At 32.2% G+C, this 24862-nt stretch carries 25 protein-coding genes; 3 read left to right on the plus strand and 22 right to left on the minus strand.

The features are described from left to right. Nucleotides 1–44 precede the first annotated feature (44 nt). From DW1_RS13220 to spoVG, 15 genes are all read right to left on the minus strand, one after another. Nucleotides 45–455, minus strand: a complete 411-nt coding sequence (locus DW1_RS13220) for a S1 RNA-binding domain-containing protein (RefSeq protein WP_074351202.1) — start codon at nucleotides 453–455, stop codon at nucleotides 45–47. An 87-nt stretch (nucleotides 456–542) separates the two neighbouring features. Beyond that, nucleotides 543–857, minus strand: a complete 315-nt coding sequence (locus tag DW1_RS13225) for an FtsB family cell division protein (RefSeq protein ID WP_074351204.1) — start codon at nucleotides 855–857, stop codon at nucleotides 543–545. An 84-nt stretch (nucleotides 858–941) separates the two neighbouring features. Beyond that, nucleotides 942–1451, minus strand: a complete 510-nt coding sequence (gene yabQ / locus DW1_RS13230) for a spore cortex biosynthesis protein YabQ (RefSeq protein ID WP_074351206.1) — start codon at nucleotides 1449–1451, stop codon at nucleotides 942–944. Nucleotides 1452–1477: 26 nt separating this feature from the next. Then, nucleotides 1478–1765: a sporulation protein YabP gene (gene yabP / locus DW1_RS13235; protein WP_074351208.1), complete on the minus strand. Its 288-nt coding sequence runs from the start codon at nucleotides 1763–1765 to the stop codon at nucleotides 1478–1480. A 279-nt stretch (nucleotides 1766–2044) separates the two neighbouring features. Further along, the gene (locus tag DW1_RS13240; protein ID WP_074351210.1) at nucleotides 2045–2287 is read right to left on the minus strand and encodes an RNA-binding S4 domain-containing protein; all 243 of its coding nucleotides are present in this window, start codon (nucleotides 2285–2287) and stop codon (nucleotides 2045–2047) included. 171 nt (nucleotides 2288–2458) lie between these two features. After that, a complete protein-coding gene (locus DW1_RS13245) occupies nucleotides 2459–2737 on the minus strand; it encodes an HU family DNA-binding protein (protein ID WP_074351213.1) in 279 nt (92 codons plus the stop codon). Between the two features lie 79 nt (nucleotides 2738–2816). After that, the gene (gene mazG / locus DW1_RS13250) at nucleotides 2817–4295 is read right to left on the minus strand and encodes a bifunctional methyltransferase/pyrophosphohydrolase YabN (RefSeq protein ID WP_074351215.1); all 1479 of its coding nucleotides are present in this window, start codon (nucleotides 4293–4295) and stop codon (nucleotides 2817–2819) included. Between the two features lie 62 nt (nucleotides 4296–4357). Beyond that, entirely contained in the window at nucleotides 4358–5971 is a 1614-nt protein-coding gene (locus tag DW1_RS13255; RefSeq protein WP_074351217.1) for a putative polysaccharide biosynthesis protein, read from the minus strand. A 285-nt stretch (nucleotides 5972–6256) separates the two neighbouring features. Further along, nucleotides 6257–6808 (minus strand): stage V sporulation protein T, encoded by a 552-nt coding sequence (gene spoVT / locus DW1_RS13260; protein WP_074351219.1) that lies wholly within the window; start codon nucleotides 6806–6808, stop codon nucleotides 6257–6259. Nucleotides 6809–6936: 128 nt separating this feature from the next. Continuing rightward, nucleotides 6937–7941 carry a peptidylprolyl isomerase gene (locus DW1_RS13265; protein ID WP_074351221.1) on the minus strand — a complete coding sequence of 335 codons (1005 nt, stop codon included), beginning with the start codon at nucleotides 7939–7941 and terminating at the stop codon, nucleotides 6937–6939. 39 nt (nucleotides 7942–7980) lie between these two features. Further along, nucleotides 7981–11517: a transcription-repair coupling factor gene (mfd, locus tag DW1_RS13270; RefSeq protein ID WP_347499818.1), complete on the minus strand. Its 3537-nt coding sequence runs from the start codon at nucleotides 11515–11517 to the stop codon at nucleotides 7981–7983. A 39-nt stretch (nucleotides 11518–11556) separates the two neighbouring features. Continuing rightward, a complete protein-coding gene (gene pth / locus DW1_RS13275) occupies nucleotides 11557–12138 on the minus strand; it encodes an aminoacyl-tRNA hydrolase (RefSeq protein WP_074351223.1) in 582 nt (193 codons plus the stop codon). A 21-nt stretch (nucleotides 12139–12159) separates the two neighbouring features. Further along, on the minus strand, nucleotides 12160–13107 hold the full coding sequence (locus DW1_RS13280) for a ribose-phosphate diphosphokinase (RefSeq protein WP_074351225.1): 948 nt from the start codon (nucleotides 13105–13107) through the stop codon (nucleotides 12160–12162). Nucleotides 13108–13120: 13 nt separating this feature from the next. Continuing rightward, entirely contained in the window at nucleotides 13121–14497 is a 1377-nt protein-coding gene (gene glmU / locus DW1_RS13285) for a bifunctional UDP-N-acetylglucosamine diphosphorylase/glucosamine-1-phosphate N-acetyltransferase GlmU (RefSeq protein WP_074351227.1), read from the minus strand. Nucleotides 14498–14725: 228 nt separating this feature from the next. Then, entirely contained in the window at nucleotides 14726–14986 is a 261-nt protein-coding gene (gene spoVG, locus DW1_RS13290) for a septation regulator SpoVG (protein ID WP_074351229.1), read from the minus strand. 461 nt (nucleotides 14987–15447) lie between these two features. On the opposite strand from spoVG, the gene murC reads away from it, so the two are divergent. Next, on the plus strand, nucleotides 15448–16833 hold the full coding sequence (gene murC, locus DW1_RS13295; protein WP_074351231.1) for a UDP-N-acetylmuramate--L-alanine ligase: 1386 nt from the start codon (nucleotides 15448–15450) through the stop codon (nucleotides 16831–16833). A 137-nt stretch (nucleotides 16834–16970) separates the two neighbouring features. Here murC and DW1_RS13300 read toward each other — a convergent pair whose 3' ends face one another. The 4 genes from DW1_RS13300 to DW1_RS15600 form a co-directional block, all read right to left on the minus strand. Beyond that, nucleotides 16971–17975 carry an LCP family protein gene (locus DW1_RS13300; protein WP_074351233.1) on the minus strand — a complete coding sequence of 335 codons (1005 nt, stop codon included), beginning with the start codon at nucleotides 17973–17975 and terminating at the stop codon, nucleotides 16971–16973. Between the two features lie 229 nt (nucleotides 17976–18204). Further along, nucleotides 18205–18597 (minus strand): large-conductance mechanosensitive channel protein MscL, encoded by a 393-nt coding sequence (mscL, locus tag DW1_RS13305; protein WP_074351235.1) that lies wholly within the window; start codon nucleotides 18595–18597, stop codon nucleotides 18205–18207. A 197-nt stretch (nucleotides 18598–18794) separates the two neighbouring features. Beyond that, a complete protein-coding gene (locus DW1_RS13310) occupies nucleotides 18795–19538 on the minus strand; it encodes an ATP-binding protein (protein ID WP_074351236.1) in 744 nt (247 codons plus the stop codon). Between the two features lie 144 nt (nucleotides 19539–19682). Further along, nucleotides 19683–19823: a hypothetical protein gene (locus DW1_RS15600; protein WP_159433595.1), complete on the minus strand. Its 141-nt coding sequence runs from the start codon at nucleotides 19821–19823 to the stop codon at nucleotides 19683–19685. Nucleotides 19824–20159: 336 nt separating this feature from the next. Between DW1_RS15600 and DW1_RS13315 the strand changes: the two genes are divergently transcribed. Continuing rightward, entirely contained in the window at nucleotides 20160–20891 is a 732-nt protein-coding gene (locus DW1_RS13315; RefSeq protein WP_074351238.1) for a DUF881 domain-containing protein, read from the plus strand. A 57-nt stretch (nucleotides 20892–20948) separates the two neighbouring features. On the opposite strand, the gene DW1_RS13320 is transcribed toward DW1_RS13315, so the two are convergent. Next, nucleotides 20949–22289 carry a glucose-6-phosphate isomerase gene (locus DW1_RS13320; RefSeq protein WP_074351240.1) on the minus strand — a complete coding sequence of 447 codons (1341 nt, stop codon included), beginning with the start codon at nucleotides 22287–22289 and terminating at the stop codon, nucleotides 20949–20951. Between the two features lie 82 nt (nucleotides 22290–22371). Continuing rightward, a complete protein-coding gene (locus tag DW1_RS13325; RefSeq protein WP_074351242.1) occupies nucleotides 22372–23496 on the minus strand; it encodes a SpoIIE family protein phosphatase in 1125 nt (374 codons plus the stop codon). Between the two features lie 277 nt (nucleotides 23497–23773). Here DW1_RS13325 and DW1_RS13330 point away from each other — a divergent pair, with 277 nt between their 5' ends. Further along, nucleotides 23774–24160, plus strand: a complete 387-nt coding sequence (locus tag DW1_RS13330; protein ID WP_074351243.1) for a DUF5362 family protein — start codon at nucleotides 23774–23776, stop codon at nucleotides 24158–24160. A 157-nt stretch (nucleotides 24161–24317) separates the two neighbouring features. Here DW1_RS13330 and DW1_RS13335 read toward each other — a convergent pair whose 3' ends face one another. Continuing rightward, nucleotides 24318–24851 (minus strand): cob(I)yrinic acid a,c-diamide adenosyltransferase, encoded by a 534-nt coding sequence (locus DW1_RS13335; protein WP_074351245.1) that lies wholly within the window; start codon nucleotides 24849–24851, stop codon nucleotides 24318–24320. Between the last annotated feature and the right edge of the window lie 11 nt (nucleotides 24852–24862).

A 24862-nucleotide genomic window follows, 5' to 3' on the forward strand; every position in this document is an offset into this window, starting at 1 on the left:
AATTGGGCAAAAAATAATCAAACCGGGGAACCCCCGGTTATATTTTACGCTCTACGATTTCTTGAACCAAAACCCTTTTTTGATTCCTTTTTCTTTATTTGCTCTTGCTTTTCACTACTATCCTTTAAAAACTTTGCCATTTTATCTTCAAAAGACATAAATTTTTGCTTATCATCAGTCTTATTCCAATCAATCTCAACTGGCATCGTTTTAGATTTTTTAGGTTCAGCTTGTCTTATTGATAAGCTTATTTTTCCCTCATCACTAATTGATAGAATCTTTACTTTAACAGCTTGATCTTTTTTTAAATAATCACTAACATTGTTGACATAATCATGAGATATTTCAGATATATGAACTAGTCCAGTCTTTCCTTCTGGAAGTTGAATAAAAGCACCAAAATTCGTAATACCTGAAACTGTGCCTTCAACTACACTACCTACTAAAACGGGCATAAATTAAATACTCCTCCTTTAGAAATTTTAAATACATCAACTTATCTTAGTATATATTATAACAATAAATATGTCAATCTGTTAAAATCAGTTATCTATGCCCTTATTAGACTTATCTCTATTTGTATCTATGACTATTATTTCATCAGGCTTAACCATTTTCAACTCTTCCCTTGCCATTTTCTCAATATATTCTAAAGAATCCGTATACTTTAGTTTTTCCTCTATATCCATTATTTCACTATTGAGCTTTTCAATTTCTTGTTGTTTTTGGAGTTTTTCTTTTTCAAGAGCCTTAATCTCTCTTTGTTGATTGAAGAATGTGATTCCTAAGTAAACAGCAAGAGCTAAGATAATCAAATGTCCAGCTCTAATTCTCTTTTTTACTTTTCTTTTTTTCATTAAAATCACCCTTTTTATCTTCGCTTTAGTATAATCTTTTCTACACAACTTTAAAAAATCCTTTGTCTAAATATGTTATAGTACCTATTTTTTGCGGAATATAGTCTTGATATTTTTCTTTAAACCTTTAAGCAATATAAAAGGTAACTTCAAGTATCTCCTAACCTTATTAGTTAAACGGTTTACTTTAGACTTAACCTTATTATATGGAACTTGTAGCTTGAAGCCCATCCATTTGAATGGAAAAAAAATAATCTTAAGTATTTGTTTAATTACTTTTATAATACTATTTGCAACCCATACTATTAAAGTAATTATAATCTTGCTTAGAAACTTTGAATATAAAAAAGCCCCAGTAAAAAATCCTAGAAAAATATACCCCCTTATTTCCCCCCAGTTAGTGTATAAAATAACCGTAAGGAATACTACAGAAATAATAATCCAAAAGATAAAATCTTCAATAAAAGTGGCAACTTTTTTTGGTTTTAAATAATATCTAAAAATCCTATACAAATCATATATAAACCCCATAACTATACCGCCATATAAAGTGGCTAAAAACACATAGGCTTGACTTTGAGCAAAAATATCCACCCTACCACCTCTCGTTAGTACTTAAATTACTTAAACATCTTTCCTAATAGTCCATTTCCTTTCCCACTGGATATTTCTTTGTTAGTGTATACTATACTATTTATAACGCCCTGGATAGTTACATTTCCGTCATCTAGATTTAATTTGCTAATATTTAATGAAGTACCCTTTATACTTACACCGCCTTTAGATGTAGCAAGAATAATTGTATTGTCGTTAAAGCTTTCTACAAATTCAACACCTGAAATCGCAAGTTTTTCTCTATCTTCAAGTATTATGTTATTGCTCTTACCCATAGCCTTCTTCTCGGTCATGCTATCTCCTCCTTTAATAAGCTTATGTTAATAAATATGTTTTTTATGGTTTGATTATGCTATGTATATATAGATTATATCTGTATAGTAAGGTATCCATCGAAGTGCAATAAACTAGGAAAACTTTTATTGAAACTCATTAACTGAAAATCCTCTTATGTGAGAACATCAAAGTAGGACTTCCTTATTAGTTATAAAAAAATACCTCCAAATAGATAATCTAATTTTATTTAATTAGACTGTCTGCTTGGAAGTATCGTATCAAATTGCAGTCCTATTTTATTGTATGTTCTTATACATTTCTTCTGCATTTTCTTTAGTTACATGTTCTAATAGCTTTAATACTTCTATTTTCATAGTATTAGTACCGAAATTTATCTCAATTTTGTCTCCAATGCTTAACTCAGTTCCTGGTTTTGCTTCTTTACCGTTTACGAAGACTCTTCCTTGTTCACAAGCTTCTTTTGCTACAGTTCTTCTTTTGATTATTCTTGCATTTTTTAAAAATTTATCTATTCTCATATAAGCTCACCTCTTTCTCTTATTCGTAGTCCTGCAACTCAAATTTATTTACTCGATTACTCTCAATAAATTTGATATTCACCTAGTTTTACCTACCTGCGATTCTTTCGAAAAGGCGCCCGAAAGAATCGGGTTAGGTCATAAAAAAATCAGGTCCTTGACCTGATTCTCTTATTTATTTACTGCTTCTTTTAATGTTTTTCCTGCTTTAAACACTGGAGCTGAAGATGCTGGTATTTTTATAACTTCTTCAGGATTTCTTGGGTTTCTACCTTCTCTAGCTTTTCTTTCTCTAACTTCGAAAGTACCAAAACCAACTAACTGAACTTTCTCTCCACCTGCTAATGCTTCTTCAACGCTCTTCATGAATGCATTTAAAGCGCTTTCTGCATCTTTCTTTGTTAAATTGCTTTTTTCTGCCATGCTAGCTACTAATTCAGCTTTATTCACAATATAACCTCCCTTATAATATTAATATGGTTACGTATAGCATATTCTATGTTTTTTAGCAAAATCCTTCTTTTCTATACTATTTTTTATCATTTTTTTTATTTTTATGTATTTTTGCCTTATCCCACATAAAATCCATATCCTCTAAAGTCATTTCTTTTAAATCTAGACCCTTTTTATTACTTTCTACTTCTATAAACTCGAACCTCTCGACAAATTTCTCTATCGTTCTATTAATAGCATTTTCAGGATTTATATTTACAAACCTACAAACATTTACTACTGCAAATAATAAGTCCCCTAGTTCACATTCTAAGCTGTCCTTATCATTGCGTTTAATTTCTTTCATAACCTCTTCTAATTCTTCATATAGCTTTTCTATTGCTCCACTTACATCATCCCAGTCAAATCCTACATCTGCTGCTCTCTGCTGAACCTTATAGCTCCTCATAAGTGAAGGAAGACTCTTAGGTATGTCCTTAAGTCTATCAGTATAGCTTTCAATATTTTTTTCTTCAGCTTTCATATCATTCCAGCTCATTAGCGCCTCAGATACATTATTAGCTGTTTTATCTAAGAACACATGAGGATGTCGATGTATGAGCTTATTACAAATATTTGTCGTCACATCCCAAAAGTTAAAGTAACCTTCCTCCTTGCCAATTTGGCTATGAAACACTACTTGAAGCAATAAATCCCCTAGTTCATCAGCTAAAGCATCCATATCATCATTATTGATGGCATCTACTACTTCATAAGCTTCTTCAATTACATATTCTCTCAAGGAAATATGGGTCTGTTCTGAATCCCAAGGGCATCCTTCCTTTCCTCTTAGCCTTTCCATGATTTTCATCAAATCATAGATGTCATATCTGATCTTATTCTTCACCTTAGGAACATAGACACTTGTTAGGAAACTTATGTCATCTATTCTATCTATTTCATATAGAGGAATCTTAAGGACCTTTTCTTCATGTTTAATACCTGCAGAGTTAACAACATATACCTCATGTTCATCCCCATAAACTTCCATAAGAGCAAGCTTAAGTTCTGATGCTCTCATTTTATCATACACCTGAGTTATTAAACAGTCAACATTTATATCGACATTTGTTTCATGAATGTTTAGTCCATCTATTATTTTAAGACCATTTATAGGGTCATGGCCTACTGATAATATTACGGGTTCAATAAAGCTTAATCCTGGTATTATCTCTAATTCTACAGCATCTCTTTTTTCAAGTTCTATTAGACTTGCTACTGTTTTTTCAGCTACTAATGGATGACCAGGTACACAATAAATTATGTTATGAAATTCTTCGGATTTTTTTATCAAATCATCCACTATAAACTCATAGACCTTTTCAAAGCTTTGTTGAGTCTCGTATACATAATCATATGAAGTATAATCAACACCTTTTTCATCTAGGTATTTTACTGTAGGATGATTCTCTGTCCTCAAAAAAACCCTATGTCCACTACATATCTGCTCTATAGCCCCTAATGTAAGAGAGCCTATATCGCCTGGTCCTAGTCCTACTATTGTGATTTTCCCCATAGTTTCCCTCCATATTTACTCTTATCATTGACAAATACTATTTTCTTTATACATGTGTACTTTTAGCTTTTTAAAAGTCCTTTATCTTTTAATGTCCTGGCTAGCTTTTCTCCCTTGGGCAATAGCTCAAAATCCTCTGTAGTTAGAGCCCCACTTAGAAGTAGTGAAGCCACATATGCAATTCCACCTGTACCAATTGATAGTATAGTTGATATCTTGCTCCCTATTAAGGCATTAGTATATCTATAAGTAAACCACGCCACACCAGTCATTATAAGTGTTGATATTATAGGTTTTAAAGCTATATCTATAAATCTAAAGTTAACTCTTGTATGTTTTTTGACCTCTATATAGTTTAGTATAGCCGCTACTAGATAAGTTACAACTGTACTGATAGCCGCCCCCTTTACATTTATAGAAGGTATACCTGTTAAAATATATGTCAAAATAACTTTTATTCCTGCTCCTATAGCTAAGTTACGTACAGGTATCATTATCTTTCCTATCCCTTGAAGTATGGATGTAAGAGATTGAATCAATGTTAAAAATATTAAGCTTATTGCTAGTATTTGAAGTATAGCTCCAGTACTTTGCTTTTCTGCAAGGCTATAGTTATAGTACAAAAGATCAATGATAGGTGTAGCCAATATAAATAAGCCTAATGCACAAGGCAAACCTATAAGAAGAGTTACCCTAACACCTGATTTAGTAGTAGCTTTAATATCCTCATAGTCCTTTCTAGCAAATGCACTAGATACTGCCGGTACTAAGCTTACTGCTATACCCATAGACAATACTTGTGGAAGGTTAATTAGGGTTTGTGCATTTCCCGTAAGCTGACCATACAACGCATTAGCCTGTGTCTCAGTAAAACCTATTTCTTGGAGTCTTCTCATAATTAAAGCCGCATCTATAGTATTTATTATTGGTAAAATAGATGCACCAATAGTAATAGGTATGGCTATCTTCAGAATATCCTTCACTATTTTACCTATAGTTTCTGGTTTTGTATTGCTTCTACTGTTTTTGATCTCTTCTGTTATTTTACCTTTTTCCTTAATATATATAATCACTATAATAATAGTACCTGCAATAGCCCCAGCAGAGGCTCCAAACGAAGCTCCTCCTGCTGCTTCTGGAAGTCCAATACCTACTAGTTGATATGCTAGAAGCAAGCCTATGGCAACACGAAACAGCTGCTCAATTAGTTGTGATATTGCAGTTGGTGTCATTACCTGTCTTCCTTGAAAATATCCCCTAAAAGCAGACATAATGGGCACAAAAAATAATGCAGGTGTCATAGCTATTAGTGAATAATAAGCATTACTATTTCCTATGGCATCTACAATAGATCTTGCAGATAAGAATACAAATACTGATGTAATTATCCCAGCAGCTAAAAATCCTGCGAAAGATATCCTAAATACTCTATGAGCTCCTCTAAAGTCATGAAGTGCTCTTTTCTCTGCTATTATTTTGGCAATAGCAGAAGGAAAGCCAGATGTTGATATTGCTACAAGTAATGTATAAAGTGGGTATGCTGTTTGAACATATCCCATTCCTTCTGAGCCTATCATGTTTGAAAGGGGAATTCTATAAAAAGCACCTAAGACTTTTACTATTAAACCTGCTATACCTAATATTGCAGCCCCCTTCAAAAAATTGTTTTTTGCCATAAAACCTGCCTCCAATCTTGAAATTCTACAGTTTAATACATTTCAATAGGATTTTAATAGAATACTAAGCAACCTTCAGATTTAACACTATAATTCTTAGCTAATGATAGGTGGCAACTCCGTTAACCGAAACAAGTTTACAAATTGTAGGTTTTCATAAGTGTGTATTTTATTAAAATCCTAAACCATACAGTCTTGATTCACAAATACTATTATATCAGAACTATGCTGGATAATGAATAAAAATATTTAAGCCTACCACTGTTGGTAGGCTATGTACGTAAATTATTGCTCCATTTGTTTAGATAAAAATGCTGCAGCTGTTTCAGCAAGCTTAACTTCAATCTCTCCCATCTTTACATTTGGTTCCTTAGTTATTAATACAACTGCACCAATTGGATCTCCTTGTGTTACTATAGGTGCAATAATCTGATTAAGATACTTTTCTGGATTTAACTCATCAGAGGCTAATCTGATTGGTTTATTTGCACCTGTAGCTATATAAGTCTCTCTGCCCTCCATTATTTTCTCTAGCTCAGGGCTTACTCTTTTATCCAAGTATTCCTTTTTTGAGCCTCCAGATATGGCAACAATAGTATCCCTGTCACAAATAACTGAAGTATGACCTATGTTCTCGTATAGTGACTCTGCAAATTCAGTAGCAAACTCATTTAGCTCGCCAATAGGAGAATATTTCTTTAGTATTACCTCTCCTTCCCTATCGGTGAATATCTCTAAAGGATCGCCTTCTCTTATCCTAAGTGTTCGTCTAATCTCTTTGGGTATTACTACTCTACCTAAGTCATCTATTCTCCTTACGATTCCAGTAGCTTTCACTTTTTTCCCTCCTCAATAATAAAAGTAAATATATAGCTTTGTTTACTTATTATTTTACTATTGAGATTTTTTTATGCATAAGTGGAAATTTTATAAAAGGCGCAAAAAAAGACTGATAAGACAGTCTTTTAGTTTTCTTCACTATTTTCTTGTGTTTTCTCATCAGTACTATTTTGCTCTTCATTCTTTGCTGGTTCAGTTTTCATAAGAATTTCTATCTTTGCTTTATCTCTTAATTCATTAACTTTTTCGTCAAACTTAGCAGATTCTTTGCTTTGTAAGTCAGCTAATACACTATCTTTAACATCTTCATAGGCTTCTTTTCTATCAGTAAGCTTTATGACATGATATCCAAAATCTGTCTTAACAACATCACTTATTTCACCAGGTTCTAGTTCAAAAGCAGCTTCTTCAAATTCAGAAACCATCATACCTCTTGTAAAATATCCCAAATCACCTTTTCGCTCTGCTGCTCCTGGCTCAGTTGATAAACTAGTTAAATCATCAAAATTCTTTCCTTCATTAATTTGTTTTAATATATCCTTAGCTTCTTCTTCTGTTTTCACTAGTATGTGACTAGCTCTAATAGATATATATGCATCCTTATTTTCATCATACTGTTTTTTAATATCTTCTTCTGAAATAATTGATTCAAAGAAATGATTTCTATATTTATTTACAATCATTTCTATTTTCATTCTCTTTTCCATAAAATCTTCTGTCATATTGTTTTGTTTAAGAAATTCTTTTAGCTTCTCTTGTCCACCTACTGATGCTATAAATTGATCTATTGCCTCTTCTACTTCTTTGTCACTTACTGTAATCTTTTGTTTCTCTGCATCTTGCAGTATTATTTTTTCAACTATAAGATTATCCAGTACTACTTGTTTTAACTCTTCTTCAAAATTTCTTCCTTGCCCCATGTCCTTTGACATAATATCCTTGCCTAATTGATTTTCATACATCTTTTTGTTTATATCAAAATTAATTCCAAATTCAGATTTTGATATGGGCTCCCCATTAACTATTGCAACTGAATCTTCCCTTGATGTACCACAAGCACTCAGCACCATAGATAATATAAGGATTGTTACTGTAGCTAAGATAACTTTTTTATTTATTTTAAATTGCAATCTTTACCCTCCTAACTATAAGCCTAACATATATATACATTATATATTATTTAATGTCCCATGAAAACCACTAATTTTTTCAATTAATTTTTCTATTTCATCTAATATACTCTCTTGAGACTTGCCCATAAGCTTATATTTGAAGTTTGGTGTTTTAGATATATCAAAGGTCATTCTTCTGCCAAAGGACAGTACTAGTTCATTCATAAGATCAGGTGTAATGCTTTCTATTGAATTAAAATCTAATTTGATCATATCACCATTTTGAGACACTGATACAATTTTAGCCTTACTACAAAGCGACTTAATATAAGATATCCTTAGTAGGTTAGTTACTTCTATTGGTATCTCTCCAAATCTATCCATTACCTCTTCTAGAACATCTGAATAATCCTGTTTATTCATAATAGATGCAATTCTCTTATAAATCTCTACTTTTTGCTCTTCATTTTCAATATATTTTCTAGGTATATAACCGTCTACATTAATCTCTATAGTAGTTTCTACAGCTTCCTCTTCCTGTTTCCCTTTTAGTTTCTTTATAGTTTCATCTAAAAACTTAACATATAAATCATACCCTATAGCAGCCATTTGTCCATGCTGCTCTGATCCCAATAGATTACCTGCTCCCCTTATCTCTAAGTCTCTCATAGCTATCTTAAAGCCTGAACCAAACTCTGTAAACTCTTTTATTGCCTTCAATCTCTTCTCTGCGACTTCAGTTAGCACTTTATTCTTTTCATAGGTAAAATAAGCCGAGGCTATTCTATTAGAGCGCCCTACCCTACCTCTTAATTGATATAATTGAGAAAGGCCCATTTTGTCAGCATCATGAATTATTATCGTATTTACATTAGGTATGTCAAGACCTGTTTCAATAATTGTTGTACATACTAATACATCTATCTCTCTATTGAGAAAGTCCATCATTACTCTTTCTAACTCTCTCTCGCTCATCTGTCCATGTCCAATGGCTACTCTTGCATCTGGTACTAGGCTTTTTACTTTTGAAGCAAATTGCTGAATATTATTAACTCTATTATATAGATAATAAACCTGTCCTTCTCTATTAAGCTCTCTGATGATAGCATCTTTTATTAGCTGTTCATTGTATTCAACAACATATGTCTGCACAGGATATCTCTCTTCCGGAGGTTCTTCAATAATACTCATATCTCTAATACCTATTAATGACATATGAAGAGTTCTCGGAATAGGAGTTGCCGTTAATGTAAGCACATCTATGCTCTGTTTAATTATCTTAATAGCTTCTTTATGCTTAACTCCAAACCTTTGCTCTTCGTCAATAATCAGTAATCCTAGGTCTTTAAATTTAACATCCTTTGATAATAGCCTATGGGTTCCGACTACGATATCAAGATTTCCACTTTTTAAATCATTGATTATTTTCTTTTGCTGATTTGCTGTTCTAAATCTACTTAGCATTTCAGCCTTGACAGGGAATTGGCTAAATCTCTCAACTATTGTATTATAGTGCTGCTGAGCTAATATGGTTGTAGGTACTAAAATAGCTACTTGTTTACCATCCATTATTGCCTTAAATGCAGCTCTCAGTGCCACCTCAGTCTTCCCATACCCTACATCTCCACACAACAGCCTATCCATAGGTCTGTTTTTTTCCATGTCTTTTTTGATTTCTTCTATACATCTTAACTGATCTTCAGTTTCTTCATAGGGAAAAGCATCTTCAAATTCTTTCTGCCATGGAGTATCAGGAGAAAATTTATATCCTTGTACTGTTTGTCTAGCTGCATAAAGCTTTATCAAATCTGCAGCCATGTCTTCTATAGCCTTCTTGACCTTTGTTTTGGTCTTTGCCCACTCGCTGCTACCAAGCTTACTTATTTTAGGCTCTACAGTATCTGAGCCGATATACTTTTGGATTAAATTCATCTGGTCAATTGGCACATAGAGTTTGTCTTCTCCTGAATACTTCACTGATAAATAATCCTTCTTGACTCCTTGTACTGTTAATTGCTCTATTCCAACATACTTTCCGATACCATGAGTTTCATGAACTACATAATCTCCAACATTTAAGTCTGTAAAGGATGCTATCTTAGCGGAATCTTTTCTCGCCTTAGTAGCTCTTGCTTTCTTATAGGTTCCAAAAACTTCTTTATCACTTATAATAGCAAACTTTAGGTTTGAATATTCAAATCCCCTGCTTATGCTTCCGGCAGTTACGAAGACTTGACCCGACTTTATTTCTCTAATAGCATCATCTACATAGTTACATTCAATATTGTTTTCTAAAAGATTCTGTACTAACCTAACTCCTCTTTCTTTAGTTCCAGAAAGTATGATAGTCTTATATCCTCTATACTTAAGATGCTTAAGCTCCTCTACTAGTATTTCAATCTTATTATGAAAAGATTGCATACCCTTTATACTGAAATTTATAATGGCCTTAGGTCTAAATCTAGGATTATTTTTTAGGAGATTAGTTGTAGTGATACAAGTATTTTTAGATATATTTTCTAAAATAGTATCATAGGTGTGATAAATGTCTTGATGCCTAGATAATACTTCTCCTCTTTCGAACTGGTCAGTATATCTATTCATAAAATCCTGCCTAAGTCCTTTTACACTTTCCTCTATTCTCTGAGGCTCATCTACTATGACTACAGAGTCATTCTTGAAGTATTCAATAATATTTGAAAAGTTTTGCCCTAAGTAAGGAACTAATAAATCAAGGTTTCCTATACTCAATCCATTTGACAATCTCTCTATATAGGATTTGAACTTTTCTGTTAGATTTTCAACTATTCCCAACTCGCCTTTTTTCTGAAGTTTCTTAGTTGCAGTGCTTAAATCGCTTTCAATTCCATTTATAACATTATTAATCTCTTCCTCTAATATAAGAATCTCTTTAATTGGTGGGATATGAATCTTAGTTAAATTTTCAATTGATCTCTGAGTTTTTAAATCAAATATTCTTATTGAATCTATTTCGTCATCAAACAGCTCAATCCTAAATGGATTTGATGAATTAACTGGGAAAAGGTCAATGATACCTCCTCTTATACTAAATTGTCCTACTCCTTCTACCATATCCACTCTTTCATAGCCTTGAGTGACGAAAATCTTTGATAACTTATTTAAATCAATAATCTGTCCCATTTCAATATCAATGGTATATTCTTTAATTAGAGTCTTTGCCATTATCTTATTCATTATGGATTGAATAGAAGATACTACTAATATGTTTTCACCTTGAATCAGCCTATCTAGGACTCTTACCCTATGATTTGATACCTCTTGACTATGGGCAGCAATATCATAAAAAACTACTTCCCTCGTAGGAAATAATTCACTATTTTCTTTGCCAAAAAAAACTAAATCCTCCAAAATCTTTTTTGCTCTTATTTCGTCATAGGTTATTATAAGAATTTGTTTACTTAAGTGTTGATTTAAAGCATAAGAAATATGGGCTATATTTTCTTCAGATAACCCATGTAAAGCAATTGGTGAAGTTTTTTTATTTATTTCATTTATTAATTGATCATATGAAGACAGATTTTTTAAACTGTCTATAAACATATTTAATTCCACAAAACCAGCTCCTTAGCTAGAACGCCTGTAGCCCAGGTTTTAGATACCTGGGCTCTCAATATTTATATTAAACTCATTCATTGCGGCACTTATGCCACTTGTGATAATCTTTTCAACTGCCTTTGCAGCTTGTTCGACTGTATTATCTATAATCACTCTATGTTCCTTTGAAAAACCACTTAAAACAAAATCTGCTAAATCTTGATGCTCATTTGGTTTACCTACACCTATCTTGACCCTTGGGAAATTTTCGCTTTGAAGCAAGTATATGATAGATTTTAATCCATTATGAGTGCCTGCACTTCCTTTTGCTCTTATTCTGAGTGACCCAAATTTTATATCTACATCATCTACTATAACAATAATATTTTCTATTGGCAGTTTGTAGAACTTGCTTATTTCTAATACACTTTCTCCACTTCTATTCATATAGGTCTGAGGCTTTACAAGAAGTACTTTTTCATTACCTATTTGAGTCTCTCCATAAAGTGACTTGAATTTAATTTTAGTTATCTTAGTATTATTCCTCTGAGCAAGACAGTCTATTGTATCAAATCCTACATTGTGTCTAGTTCCCTTGTATTTCGTACCTGGGTTACCTAGTCCTATTACTGCATACAAACAACCAACTCCTTCATGAGCCTAATCAAATATTCTACTAACAGACTCATTTTTGTATATTCTTCTTATTGCCTCAGCTATAATAGGAGCTACTGATACTACTTCAATCTTATCTATTTTCTTTTCTCCTGTTAATGGAATTGTATCTGTAACTACTAGTTTTTCTATAACAGAGTTCTGTATTCTCTCAATGGCAGGTCCTGATAAAACAGCATGAGTACAGCATGCAAAAACTCTCTTAGCTCCAAAGTCCTTTAATACACTTGCAGCCTTAGTCATAGAACCAGCTGTATCTATGATATCATCAACTATTATAGCATCTTTTCCTTCAATATCTCCTATTACATTCATAACCTCTGATACATTTGCTTTTGGTCTTCTTTTTTCTATTATAGCAATAGGTAAGTCTAATATACTAGCAAAATTCCTTGCTCTTTGTACTCCTCCAACATCAGGTGATACTATTACTGTATCACTAGCTAAATTCTTTTTAAAATACTGTGCTAGTATTGGCCCGCCAAGCAAATGGTCAACTGGTATGTCAAAATAGCCCTGTATCTGAGCTGCATGTAGATCCATAGTTATAATTCTATCTGGTCCAGATACTTCAAGTAGGTCTGCAACAAGCTTTGCTGTAATTGGATCTCTTGCCTTTGCTTTTCTGTCCTGCCTTGCATATCCATAGTAAGGGACTACAGCATTTATTCTTCCTGCAGAAGCTCTTTTTAATGCATCAATCATAATTAAAAGTTCCATTAAATTATTATTGACAGGTGGGCATGTAGGTTGAATTACAAATACATCATATCCTCTTACAGTTTCACCAATATTTACTGATATTTCTCCATCACTAAATACACCAACCTCACTATTCCCAAGTGTCTCACCTAGCTCCATGCAAATCTTCTCTGCTAATTCTTTATTTGCATTACCAGTGAAAATCTTCAAGTCTCTTCCACTAATGTTCATTTATAGTCCTCCTTTATTTTTTTAAGCCTTTCTTTTCAACCCAGCCTTCTTTGTTTACTTGTTTAGCTCTTGCAATAGAAAGACTTCCCTTTGGTACTCTTTCTGTAATAGTAGAGCCGGCAGCAATATATGCCCCTTCCTCTACTTCTACTGGTGATATAAGATTAGTATTGCAACCTATAAACGCATTATCTTGAACTATAGTTTTGTGTTTTTTCTTACCGTCATAATTTACAAATACAGTTCCACAACCTATGTTAACACCTTTTCCTACAATGGCATCTCCAATATATGAGAGATGAGAAGCCTTTGAATTGTCATCTATTTTAGAATTTTTAACTTCTACAAAATCACCTATCTTTACATTCCTTCCTATTTCACTATTTGGTCTTAAATATGCATATGGTCCAATATGAGCATCATCATCTATTTTGCTCTCTATGATTGTTGATATCTGAATTTCTACTCTATTTCCTATAACACTATCTACAATTCTAGAGTTATGTCCTATTATTGAATCCTCTCCAATTCTGGTCTTACCTTCAATGATGACACCAGGATATATTATAGTATCTCTTTCTATCCTCACATCAGCATCTATATAAGTATTTTCAGGATTTATTATAGTAACCCCATTAGTCATATGAGTACTATTAATTCTTTTTCTCATTATTTTTTCGGCTTCAGCAAGCTGTTGTCTTGAATTGATTCCAAAAATCTCTTCATTGTCTAATATTTTGTATCCTCCCACTTTTAACCCTAAATCATTAAGTATCTTAATGGCATCAGTAATGTAATATTCGTTTTGAGCATTATTGTTATCTAATCTATCCAGTGCTATTTTTAGACTTTTTCCATTAAAGCAATAAATACCTGAATTAATCTCTTTAATCTCTCTTTGCCGCTCACTTGCATCTTTGTGCTCAACTATTGCCTCTACATTTCCATTTTTGTCTCTTATTATTCTTCCATAGCCTGTAGGATCATCAAAGTCAGCACTTAAAACTGTTGCTTCATAATTGCCTTTTTTATGAAAATCTATAATATTATTTACTGTTTCATTAGTAATTAGGGGAGTATCTCCATATAAAATAATGACATGACTATCATCTTCTATAAAATCTCTTGCCTGCATTACAGCAAATCCAGTTCCATAAGGTACTCCTTCACCCATAGGTTGTTCTATAAAAGTTACTTCTTCTTCTATAGTCTTTCTTACAAGATCGCTTCTATTGCCTACTATTACTATGTTTTTGTCTATACCAGAGGACTTAGCAGTATTTATTACATGGCTTAGTAGGGGCCTCCCGCATATCTTATGCAAAACTTTTGGAAGCTTTGATTTCATTCTAGTACCTTCTCCCGCTGCAAGTATAATCGAAAATATCATTTTTCACACCTCTCTATCTATTATTCAATACTATTATATAGATAATATTTAGCTATTTTATGTCTTTTAATTCATTTAGTAGAGCAAACTTGTTTAAAAGCCACCATTAATAATATACTCTTTTACATATAAAAAAACAAGATAATACTCTAAATTTGTATACAGTATTACAATATATTAATTTAAATAACGTACAAAAAAGTAAAAAGGGTCATATGACCCTTTAGTTTACTCATTCATTGCTTTTTCATACTCAGCAAAAACTGCTTCTTGTATTACATTTCTAGTTTCTGAATTAATTGGATGAGCTATGTCTCTAAACTCTCCATCAGCCATTTTCCTACTTGGCATAGCGATAAATAATCCATTTTGTCCTTCAATTATTTTAATGTCGTGTACTACAAATTCATCATCGAATGTAACTGATACTATAGCCTTCATCTTTCCTTCGTTGCTGACTTTTCTGACTCTTACGTCTGTTACCTTCATGAATTCACCACCTTCCCACGGGGTCTATAAGCTTTAATTTTGCATTACTTTTATATTCTCTATTTTTTTGGTAATTCCTTCTTTATAATCAAAAAATATTTATTTTTTGTATGTTTATGCTCATATATTTATATTTTAAAGCTTTTTATCTTTTATTATTATGTTATATTTATTACTAGAATAGTAGTATTATAATAAGTTTATTGTTGACAAGGATTATCAAGTTATATCCCTATTTCCACATTATGCCTACTCAACTTGAATATTATACTTCATTTTTAATTCTCATATCACATAATCTATAAATATTTAATATTATAAATTATTTCCTTCTTAAAAAGATACTGTTGTGGTATAATCATCACTGTATCAAGTAGAATTACCTTAGAATATATTAATAATAGTACAATTGTTGGCAATAATATGAATAATCATGTTATTCCTTATCAGGAGGTTATATAATGTTTTCTTTTAATATACATAATCATAGCTTTTCTCATGTCCATTTTATTGGCATTGGTGGAATAAGTATGAGTGGATTAGCCGAAATACTTTTAGAAAATGGGTACAGAGTTTCTGGTTCTGATATGAAGTCTTCTAACATTCTAAAAAAGCTTGAAAGTAAGGGTGCTGTAATAAACATAGGTCATAACAGAGACAATATAGGTGATGCAGATTTAGTGGTATATACTGATGCAATAAGCAAAGATAATCCTGAATTATTAGAAGCTTATGAAAAAAATATAACTACTGTAGATAGAGGAACTTTTCTAGGTCAGTTAATGAGGTTATATAAGAACTCCATTGCTGTAACTGGTACTCATGGTAAAACTACAACTACTGGAATGATGTCTGTTATTTTTAATGATTCGCATTTAGACCCTACTATTCTGTTAGGAGGAGAATTAGACCAGATAGGTGGTAATGTTAGAATAGGAAATGGAGAAGTGCTACTTACTGAAGCATGCGAATATAAAGGAAATATACTGAAGTTTTATGCAACAATTGGAGTTATATTAAATATAGATGAAGATCATTTAGACTATTATCAGGATTTAAATCATATTATTCAAACCTTCTCAGATTTTGTTAAGCTAATATCTGAAGACGGGTATATTGTTGCAAACAGTGACGATAAAAATGTTATGAAGGCTATTAAAAACTCTAAATGTAATATAATAACATTTGGAGTCAAAGATGATGCTATATATCGTGCAACTGATATTACCTTTAATGATAGAGGACTTCCATCCTTTAAACTAGTAGTAAATAATGATAAAACCTATGAAGTAACACTAGGAGCACTAGGAATTCATAATGTATATAATGCACTAGCCGCCATAGCCACTGCTCACATCTGTGGAGTTTCAATGGATTCAATCATTGATTCAATAGTTAAGTATACAGGAACTCATAGAAGACTGGAATACAAAGGTAATCTAAGGGGTGCTACCATTATAGATGATTATGCTCACCATCCAACTGAAGTAAAAGCCACCCTAGCTGCACTTAAGAACTCGTCTAATGGCAAAATAATATGTGCATTTCAACCTCATACTTATACAAGGACTAAAGCTTTATTAAATGAATTCGCTGACTCATTCTCTGATGCTGACAAGGTTATAATTGCAGATATATATGCTGCTAGAGAGCAGGATACAGGTGTTATTCACTCAAGGGATTTAGCAAATGAGATAGTCAAAAATGGTGTTGATGCTGAATACTTAGGAACTTTTGAGGAAATAGGTGATTATATTAGAAATAATGCTTCTGAAGGAGATATTATAGTTACTATGGGAGCAGGAGACATATATATAGTTGGCGAAATGTTACTTGGTAATAAATAACAAAATCAACTTAGTTTCTATAGTGAAAAAATAAGCCTGCAATAGCAGGCTTTTGTTTTGTGCATTAAGTGAGAATTTCTCATTTCACTTGGAATTACAAAGAGATATGTCATACTGAGTATCGCAACGGTCTCTTTTTAATCATTATTTTTATTTTCTTCAGTTACCTCTTCTTCCACATTATAAATATCCATCATCAAGTCTCTTATTTTCACAGGATCATGTATAAAATATGATAATCTTTGATTTCCATATGCTCTCTTTTCTTCTGCACCAGGCAATGTGGTCATTGACATATTATCCATATCAAAACCTATTAGGCCTGTGGCATAACCTAAGGCATCTGTTAGTTTAACATCCGTTTTAACATAGTCAAAGGCTGTATTTACTACATTTATAAGTTTAAGGCTTAAGGATTTCTTTATTGCTGATTTTAAAAACTCCTGTTGTGCTCTTATTCTTCCTAAATCCCCATCAGGATATCCTACTGTCTTGTCAGTATTGTGCCTATACCTTAAATACTTGACTGCTTGCTCTCCTTTTAAAACCTGTTTCCCTTTTGGTATATCTATACGTAAAGGTGGTTTATCATGTGGGTCATAATAATCCATATGAAAAGGTACATTTACCTCTACACCACCAATGGAATCTACAATCTTGGCTACACCTTTGTAGTCTACCATAATATAATGATGAACAGGAACTTGTCCTAAAACTTCTCCTACTGCTTTTTTGACTCCTTCAGTCTTACTTCTACCATATACTGCATTTATTTTTCTAAGTTCAGCACCATCATACCCCTTTGTGTGATAATAGGTATCCCTTGGAATAGATATCATATCTACCTTTTTGTCCTTAGGGTCATAGCTTGCAAATATCAAAGTATCAGACCTAGCGCCTTCCATCCCCATAAGTATGAAGTTTACTCTCTTGCTCTTAGCTATGGCTTCTTGTAAAGGGTCTTTAGGCTTCTCTTCCTTCATGGAGTCCTCATCATTCTTTTCATCATCTTCATCATTATCAGTAATACCTGGTTCCTCTTCTGATGGTACATATATTTTAGAGTATGTATATACACCTGCACCAACAGCTAATAGGAAACATGCAAGAGCAATAGTAAAAACCTTTAAAAAATATTTCAATGCACACACCTACTTTCAGTTTTATGAAGTGTAAATTTTGCAAAATTAGGCTACCAAAAAAATCTTATAGTGTTTATGAAAATTATAACATATTAAAAAATATTAAAAAGTTAAGATTATATTACAAAATTAAAGATATCCACAGGATTGTTTGTTTTCCTTGCAGATATCCACAAAATTTGTCATTTATACTCAATTATGTGCAAAATTTTTTTATGCCTTTGAATAATTATTTTCTCTCCCTCAGCAAGTCTCTAATTTCAGTAAGTAAAATTTCTTCCTTAGTTGGTTCAGCAGGCTTTGGCTTTTCTTCTTTTTTCTTAACTGAATTTATAGCCTTAATAAAAAGAAATATTGAGAATGATATGATCAAAAAGTCAATTACTGACTGAACAAATTGTCCATAATTTAGATAAAGTGCTTCTGTTGTTCCACTGGCTTCCCTTAGTAATAACTTATCCTCTGCAAAATTAATGCCTCCTAATAAAAGTCCCAATAGTGGCATAATTACATCATTTACAAGTGATGTTACGATTTTTCCAAAAGCACCACCAATAATAACCCCTACTGCTAAATCAACTACATTTCCTCTCATTGCAAATTTCTTAAACTCTTTAAGCATATGTTCTCCCTCACTTCATAGTTACTATTTTTATACTATTATATCATATTTCTCTTGTTCATTATCACAATCTCGCAACACAAATTTATTTACTCGCTACCCTCCATAAATTTGGTGCTCGTTGCGTTTGACCTAACCCGATTTTCTGAAAAAAGCATTCAGAAAATCGGGTTAGGTCATAAAAAGAAAAGAGAGTTTTAGCTCTCTTTTTCACCATTAATTAGTATCTTTACTTTATTAACTTCTATATCTTTTCCAGCTCTCCTCACTGCTTCATTTACGGCTATAACTATACCATTACAGCATGGAACCTCCATATGAGCTACTGTAATTCCTGTTATATCATTATTTGAAATTATATTAGTTAGCTTTTCAACATAAAAATTCACATCATCTAGCTTTGGACACCCAATTGCTACTGCTCTATTTTTAAGTAGGTCTAAGTGATAATTTGGATATGCAATAGGTACACAGTCAGCACTTACTAATAGCTCTTTTCCATCATAATACGAAGCCTTTTCAGGTATTAGCTTTAATTGAACAGGCCATTGTGACAACTGTGGCTTTATTTTAATTTCAATATCTCCTGTAGATACAGAACTTGAGGTTCCTCTTTTTTCATTTCTCTGAATAGCCATAGCCCTACTTCCAGGACATCCTCCTACATGACTATGTTCTAAGGAAGCTTTATTTTCATTTAAATTCTCTAAGTGCTTTGCTGCTACTTCTTCATCAAATTCATCTGCTTCCCTTTCAATTATCGTTATAGCACCCATTGGACAATGTCCAATACATTTTCCTAATCCATCACATAAATTCTCTGATATTAGCTTTGCCTTACCATTAACTATTTTTATAGCACTTTCTGCGCATCCTTTTGTACACAATCCGCATCCAATACACTTTTCTTCATCAATATGCATTATTTTTCTTAAAGCCATCTTCAACGCCCTTTCATGTTATTATATTTTCATTATAACTTAACATAAATAATAATACACGAAAAGGCTCACAAAAATCAGTGATGTTTGTCACATTAAATACTAGCAACTAGGTCTATATTTAAACCTAAGCAAAAGTACAAGCTACCTGCTTAAATCAACTCCTTCTACTGCAATCTCTTTGTCTGGCAAATCAGAAGTTTGCTCTGACATTTTTATTGTAACCTTTTCTCCAACATTAGCTTCTTTAAATAAATAAACTTTGATATTATCTATATTGTACAAATCAAAATCCTCAGTTGCCTCCGGCTCCCTTGTCCTTACAAAAATTTCAGGCCTTGGGCTTCAGCAACTTCCTACTATTTCTGTATATATTGTGATTGCTTTTTTACCTAAAGCTCTTAGATATTTTCTTACTTTATCATCTATAATTATGTTCATAATATACCTCCATATTTTCTACTCTTCAATAAAGTATTTCTTCTTAAAATAATATATATCTAATATACCCACCTATCATGGTAATTATCTTTAACAAGAAAAATACATAATACCAATTCCTTTTTTTCTCGAAAAAGGTTATTATATTATTATAAACTAGATATTCTAGGAGGAATTGATTTGAAAAAAATAAAAGGTATGTTGGCTGTATTTCTAGTCTGTGCGATTTTAGGAATAATTCTTTCTATACAATTTAAAATTACTCAAAATGTCACCGGAGGTGATACCCCTATTGCTAAATCTAAAACTCTACTGGCAGAATTAAATAAGCTAGAAGCTCAAAGAGCAGAGGTTAAAAAAGATTTATCAGAGGTTGAAGATGAAATTAAAAGACTTGAGCAAGAACAGGCCAATAAAAATTATTACCTAAGAAATCTTTATAGTGAATTAGAAAAATATAATATGTTTATAGGCTATAAAGAAATACAAGGTCCTGGTGTTGTTGTGGAAATCAGCGAACCTGAAAAAGAGGCTATTTTTGATGATGGTACTAGCATCATAGCATATAATTATGATTCTCTCTTACAGATAATAAGCTTTTTAAACGCTGCTAATGCTGAGGCAATCTCCATAAATGATATAAGATATACATCATATTCAACACTTGAGTTAGAAAATAATTCATTAATTTTTGATGACCATGTTTTAAGTCCCCCAATTACAATCAAGGCTATAGGTGAGCCTAAGGAATTAGAAGCTAACCTCACCTTCAGGAACGGAATATTAGATGCTATGAAAAGACAGTTACACCTCAAGGTCAATGTATCTAGAAAAGATGATATTGTAATACCTAGTATCAACAAAAAAATTGAGCTCAAATATGTAAGGCCTATAGACAACTTGGATAATTAAAAAGGCTTAGTCTCCTAGGGTATAGTTTGGTTTCCTAGGAACTAGCCCTTATTAACCCTATATTCTTTTTTGAAGCTTCTTTCGTAAGTCTTCATATCCTGGTTTTCCTAATAATGCAAACATGTTTTTTTTGTAAGCCTCAACTCCAGGTTGGTCAAATGGGTTTACTCCTAATAAGTATCCACTTATAGCACATGCCTTCTCAAAGAAAAATATTAATTTCCCATAATAGAATTCATTTAATTCTGGCACATCAATAACTAGGTTAGGAACTCCTCCATCTACATGAGCAATTACTGTGCCATTAAATGCCATCTTATTTACATAATCTAAGGTTTTTTCTGCAAGATAATTTAAGCCATCAAGGTCTGAATCCTCTCTACTGATTTTTATCTCTCTTGAATAATTTCTAATATTAATTGTAGTCTCAAATAAAACTCTTTTCCCGTCCTGAATATACTGACCTAAAGAATGAAGGTCAGTAGAAAATGCAACAGAAACAGGAAATATTCCTTTCCCATCCTTTCCTTCACTTTCTCCATAAAGCTGTTTCCACCATTCAGCAGTAAAGTGCAAAGAAGGTTCATAGCTAGCTAATACTTCTATATGCTTTCCTTTTCTATAGAGTAGGTTCCTTAGGGCAGCATATATATAGCAGTGATTTTTCTCCAGATTTTTATGAGAATAATCTTCTCTTGCAGCTCTTGCACCTTTCATTAGTAAATCAATATCTATACCTGCAGTGGCAATAGGAAGCAATCCTACAGGTGTAAGTACAGAAAATCTACCACCTATATCATCAGGTATGACGAATGTTTCATACCCTTCATCCTCTGCAAGTCTTTTCAATGCTCCCTTTTCTTTATCAGTAGTTACATATATCCTCTTTGAAGCTTCACTCTTTCCGTATTTTTTCTCCATAAATTCCTTAAATATTCTGAATGCAAGAGCAGGCTCAGTAGTGGTTCCAGACTTCGATATGACATTTATGCTTATGTCTTTATTTTTTACGATATCTAACAAATCTCCAATGTACTTTGTGCTAATGCTATTTCCGGCAAAATAAATCTCAGGTGCTCTCCTTTCTCCGGCAGGAAGCAAATTATAAAATGAATGATTAAGGGCTTCTATAGTAGCTCTTGCACCTAGATATGACCCTCCTATGCCTATTACTATCAATACTTGTGAGTCTTCTTTTATTCTAGCAGCTGCTTTCTTTATCCTTTCAAACTCCTCAATATCATACTCTATAGGATAATCCATCCAGCCTAAAAACTCTTTCCCCAAACCTTTTTTATTATGCAACAAATCGTGAGCAGTAAAAACCTGTTCTCTAATACTATTAATTTCTGCTAATGATACCATTGAATTTGAAAAATCCAAAAAAATATCTTGCACTTTTATCACCCTCTTGTAATTATTAGAGCATTAAACACTATTTTCTATATACGTTCAGAAAAAAAGCTGGCTAACCAGCTTTTTATCCAACTAACTCAACAGTCAACAGTGCAAAATCATCGTCTACGTCTTTATATTTAAATTCATTTAGATTTTTTTCTATGGCATCTAGTAGATTGTCTCTATGTTTACTTGCTATATCTATCAATCTATCAAATCCAAATAGTTCTCCTTTTTCATTTCTAGTTTCAATTACTCCATCAGTATAAAATAATATTTTATCACCTTTTTTAAGTTTAATAGATTTTTCTTCATATTTTATAGTATCAAATAGACAAGTTATTGGGTAGCCTTTAGCCTCTAGAAATTCTATTCCATTACTATTGATATGTAGTGGAATACAGTTATGTCCGCCATTAACATATTTAAACGTATTATCTCTTTTATCAAAAATACCATAAAATATTGAAAAATACTCTTCTGTGTCAAGATTTAAATCTAAAAATCTCTGATGTAATTCACTAATGGCCTCACTTGGATCTAAGTAGTCATATTTTATTGATTTCATAGCCTGCCTAATAAACATAGTCATTATCGACGCTGTAATTCCATGTCCAACCACATCACTTATATAAATACCTATAAGGTCTTCATTAATCTTATTTATATCAAAAATATCGCCACTTAGCATCTCTGAAGGAAAATATAAATAATCTATATTTAGTGGACCTAATTTCCCTTGTTTAGGTAATATTTTTTTCTGAATAGTTCTAGCAAAAGACAAATCCTTACTCATCTTTTCATTCTTCTTAATTAACTCTTTTTCCAGCTTTCTTTCTTTGGTTACATCTCTAAAAACCTCAACTGCTGCATAAATATTACCGTTTAGATCTTTAACTGGTGAACTCTTCACAGAAAATATTCTATTTCCAATTACTTCTTCTTTCTCCACTATTTCACCTGTATTCACTGTAGCTTCTGTAATGCATCTTTTACAAGCACAGCCCTTTCCAAGGACTGAATAGCACTTCTTGCCTATAATGTTACCACCTAAAGCTTCCTTCATTGATTTATTGGCAAATATTATAACTCCATTCTGGTCTATGACTCGTACCCAGTCTACCATGCCATCTAGCACTTCGTAAGAAATAATACTATCTCTTTTAGTTTTATCATTTAGAACAAGTTTCTTAGGTTCTTGAATCAAATGCTACCCCCCCTCTATTTATAAAATACACTATAATAGTCTGTTGTTTTTTAAACTATATTTTACACTATGTTATATAATCATGACAAAATTCTTTTAGAGAATGTACTTAAATAACTCTATTAATTAGTATTATATCATAATTTTAGTGTTTTTCTATATTTATATATTGTACATTCACAGCAAAGAAAAGAGGCATATTGCCGCAGTAGTATTTGATTTCTGGCATAATGTTATATATAATCTATATTAAATATAGGAAAAGGAGGTGAATCTGATGGATAATTTAAGTCAAGCTACATACTCTACTCCTGATAGAAGTTTGTTAGAGACACTAGGCAAATGGTCTGGATTTGTAGGCATAATGAATATAATAACAGGGGCAATTACATGCCTGGGAGCATTCGGTACATTTGGTATTTCTTTAATTCCTGGAATTATTCAAATCATACTTGGGGTTAAGCTTAGAAATGCTAAAACATCTATTGACAAGTATTTAACAGGAGATGCAAGAGAAGTAAATGGTATTTTTGAGAAATTAGGCTCATATATGAAGTTGCAAGGCATCTTAATGATTGTAGGTCTCGTTATGGCAGTTATAGTTATAATTGTTGTTATTATAGGTGGAATTGCTCTTTTCAGCCAATTTGGAGGTTATTACTAAAAAGCTTCTAAGAAAAAAGCAGGTTTACAGCTAATAAACCTGCTTTTTTTATTCTAGAAATATAGGTTTTTATCGAAACGCCATAAACTAAGAAAGCTTTTATTGAAGCTAATTAATGGAAAGCTCTTGAATATATGAATTACAAAATAGAATTTCTCTATTCCCTATAAAAAATTACTTCCTCGTAATCATCTTCAGTACATCTTGACAGTACATATAATAAATCCGAAAGTCTATTTACATATTTGATTAAATGAGGGTTTATATTGGTTTTCTTTGAAAGAGAAATTATTCTTCTTTCAGCTCTTCTACAAACAGTTCTCGCCACATGTAAAATAGCTGATATCTTACCTGCTCCTGGTATTATGAAGTGATCAGGTTTTTTTATTCTTTCTATATATTTGTCAATTTCCTCCTCTAGAAAAGTTACTTCTTCTTCTTTTATCATAACTGGTCTTTTGCTCTCATCTTCTGTAGCTAACTCAGCTCCTACATCAAATAGTCTTCTTTGAATATGATGAATTAGGTTGAATATCTCACTGTCTTCTACAAAATTCTTAGATAGACCTAGCCAACTATTTAACTCATCTATGGTTCCATAGCTTTCTACTCTCAAATCATCCTTATCTACTCTTTTATTATCAAACAAACTAGTTTGACCTTTATCTCCAGTCTTAGTATATACACTCATAAATACACCTC

The organism is Proteiniborus sp. DW1, assembly GCF_900095305.1.
GTDB lineage: Bacteria > Bacillota > Clostridia > Tissierellales > Proteiniboraceae > Proteiniborus.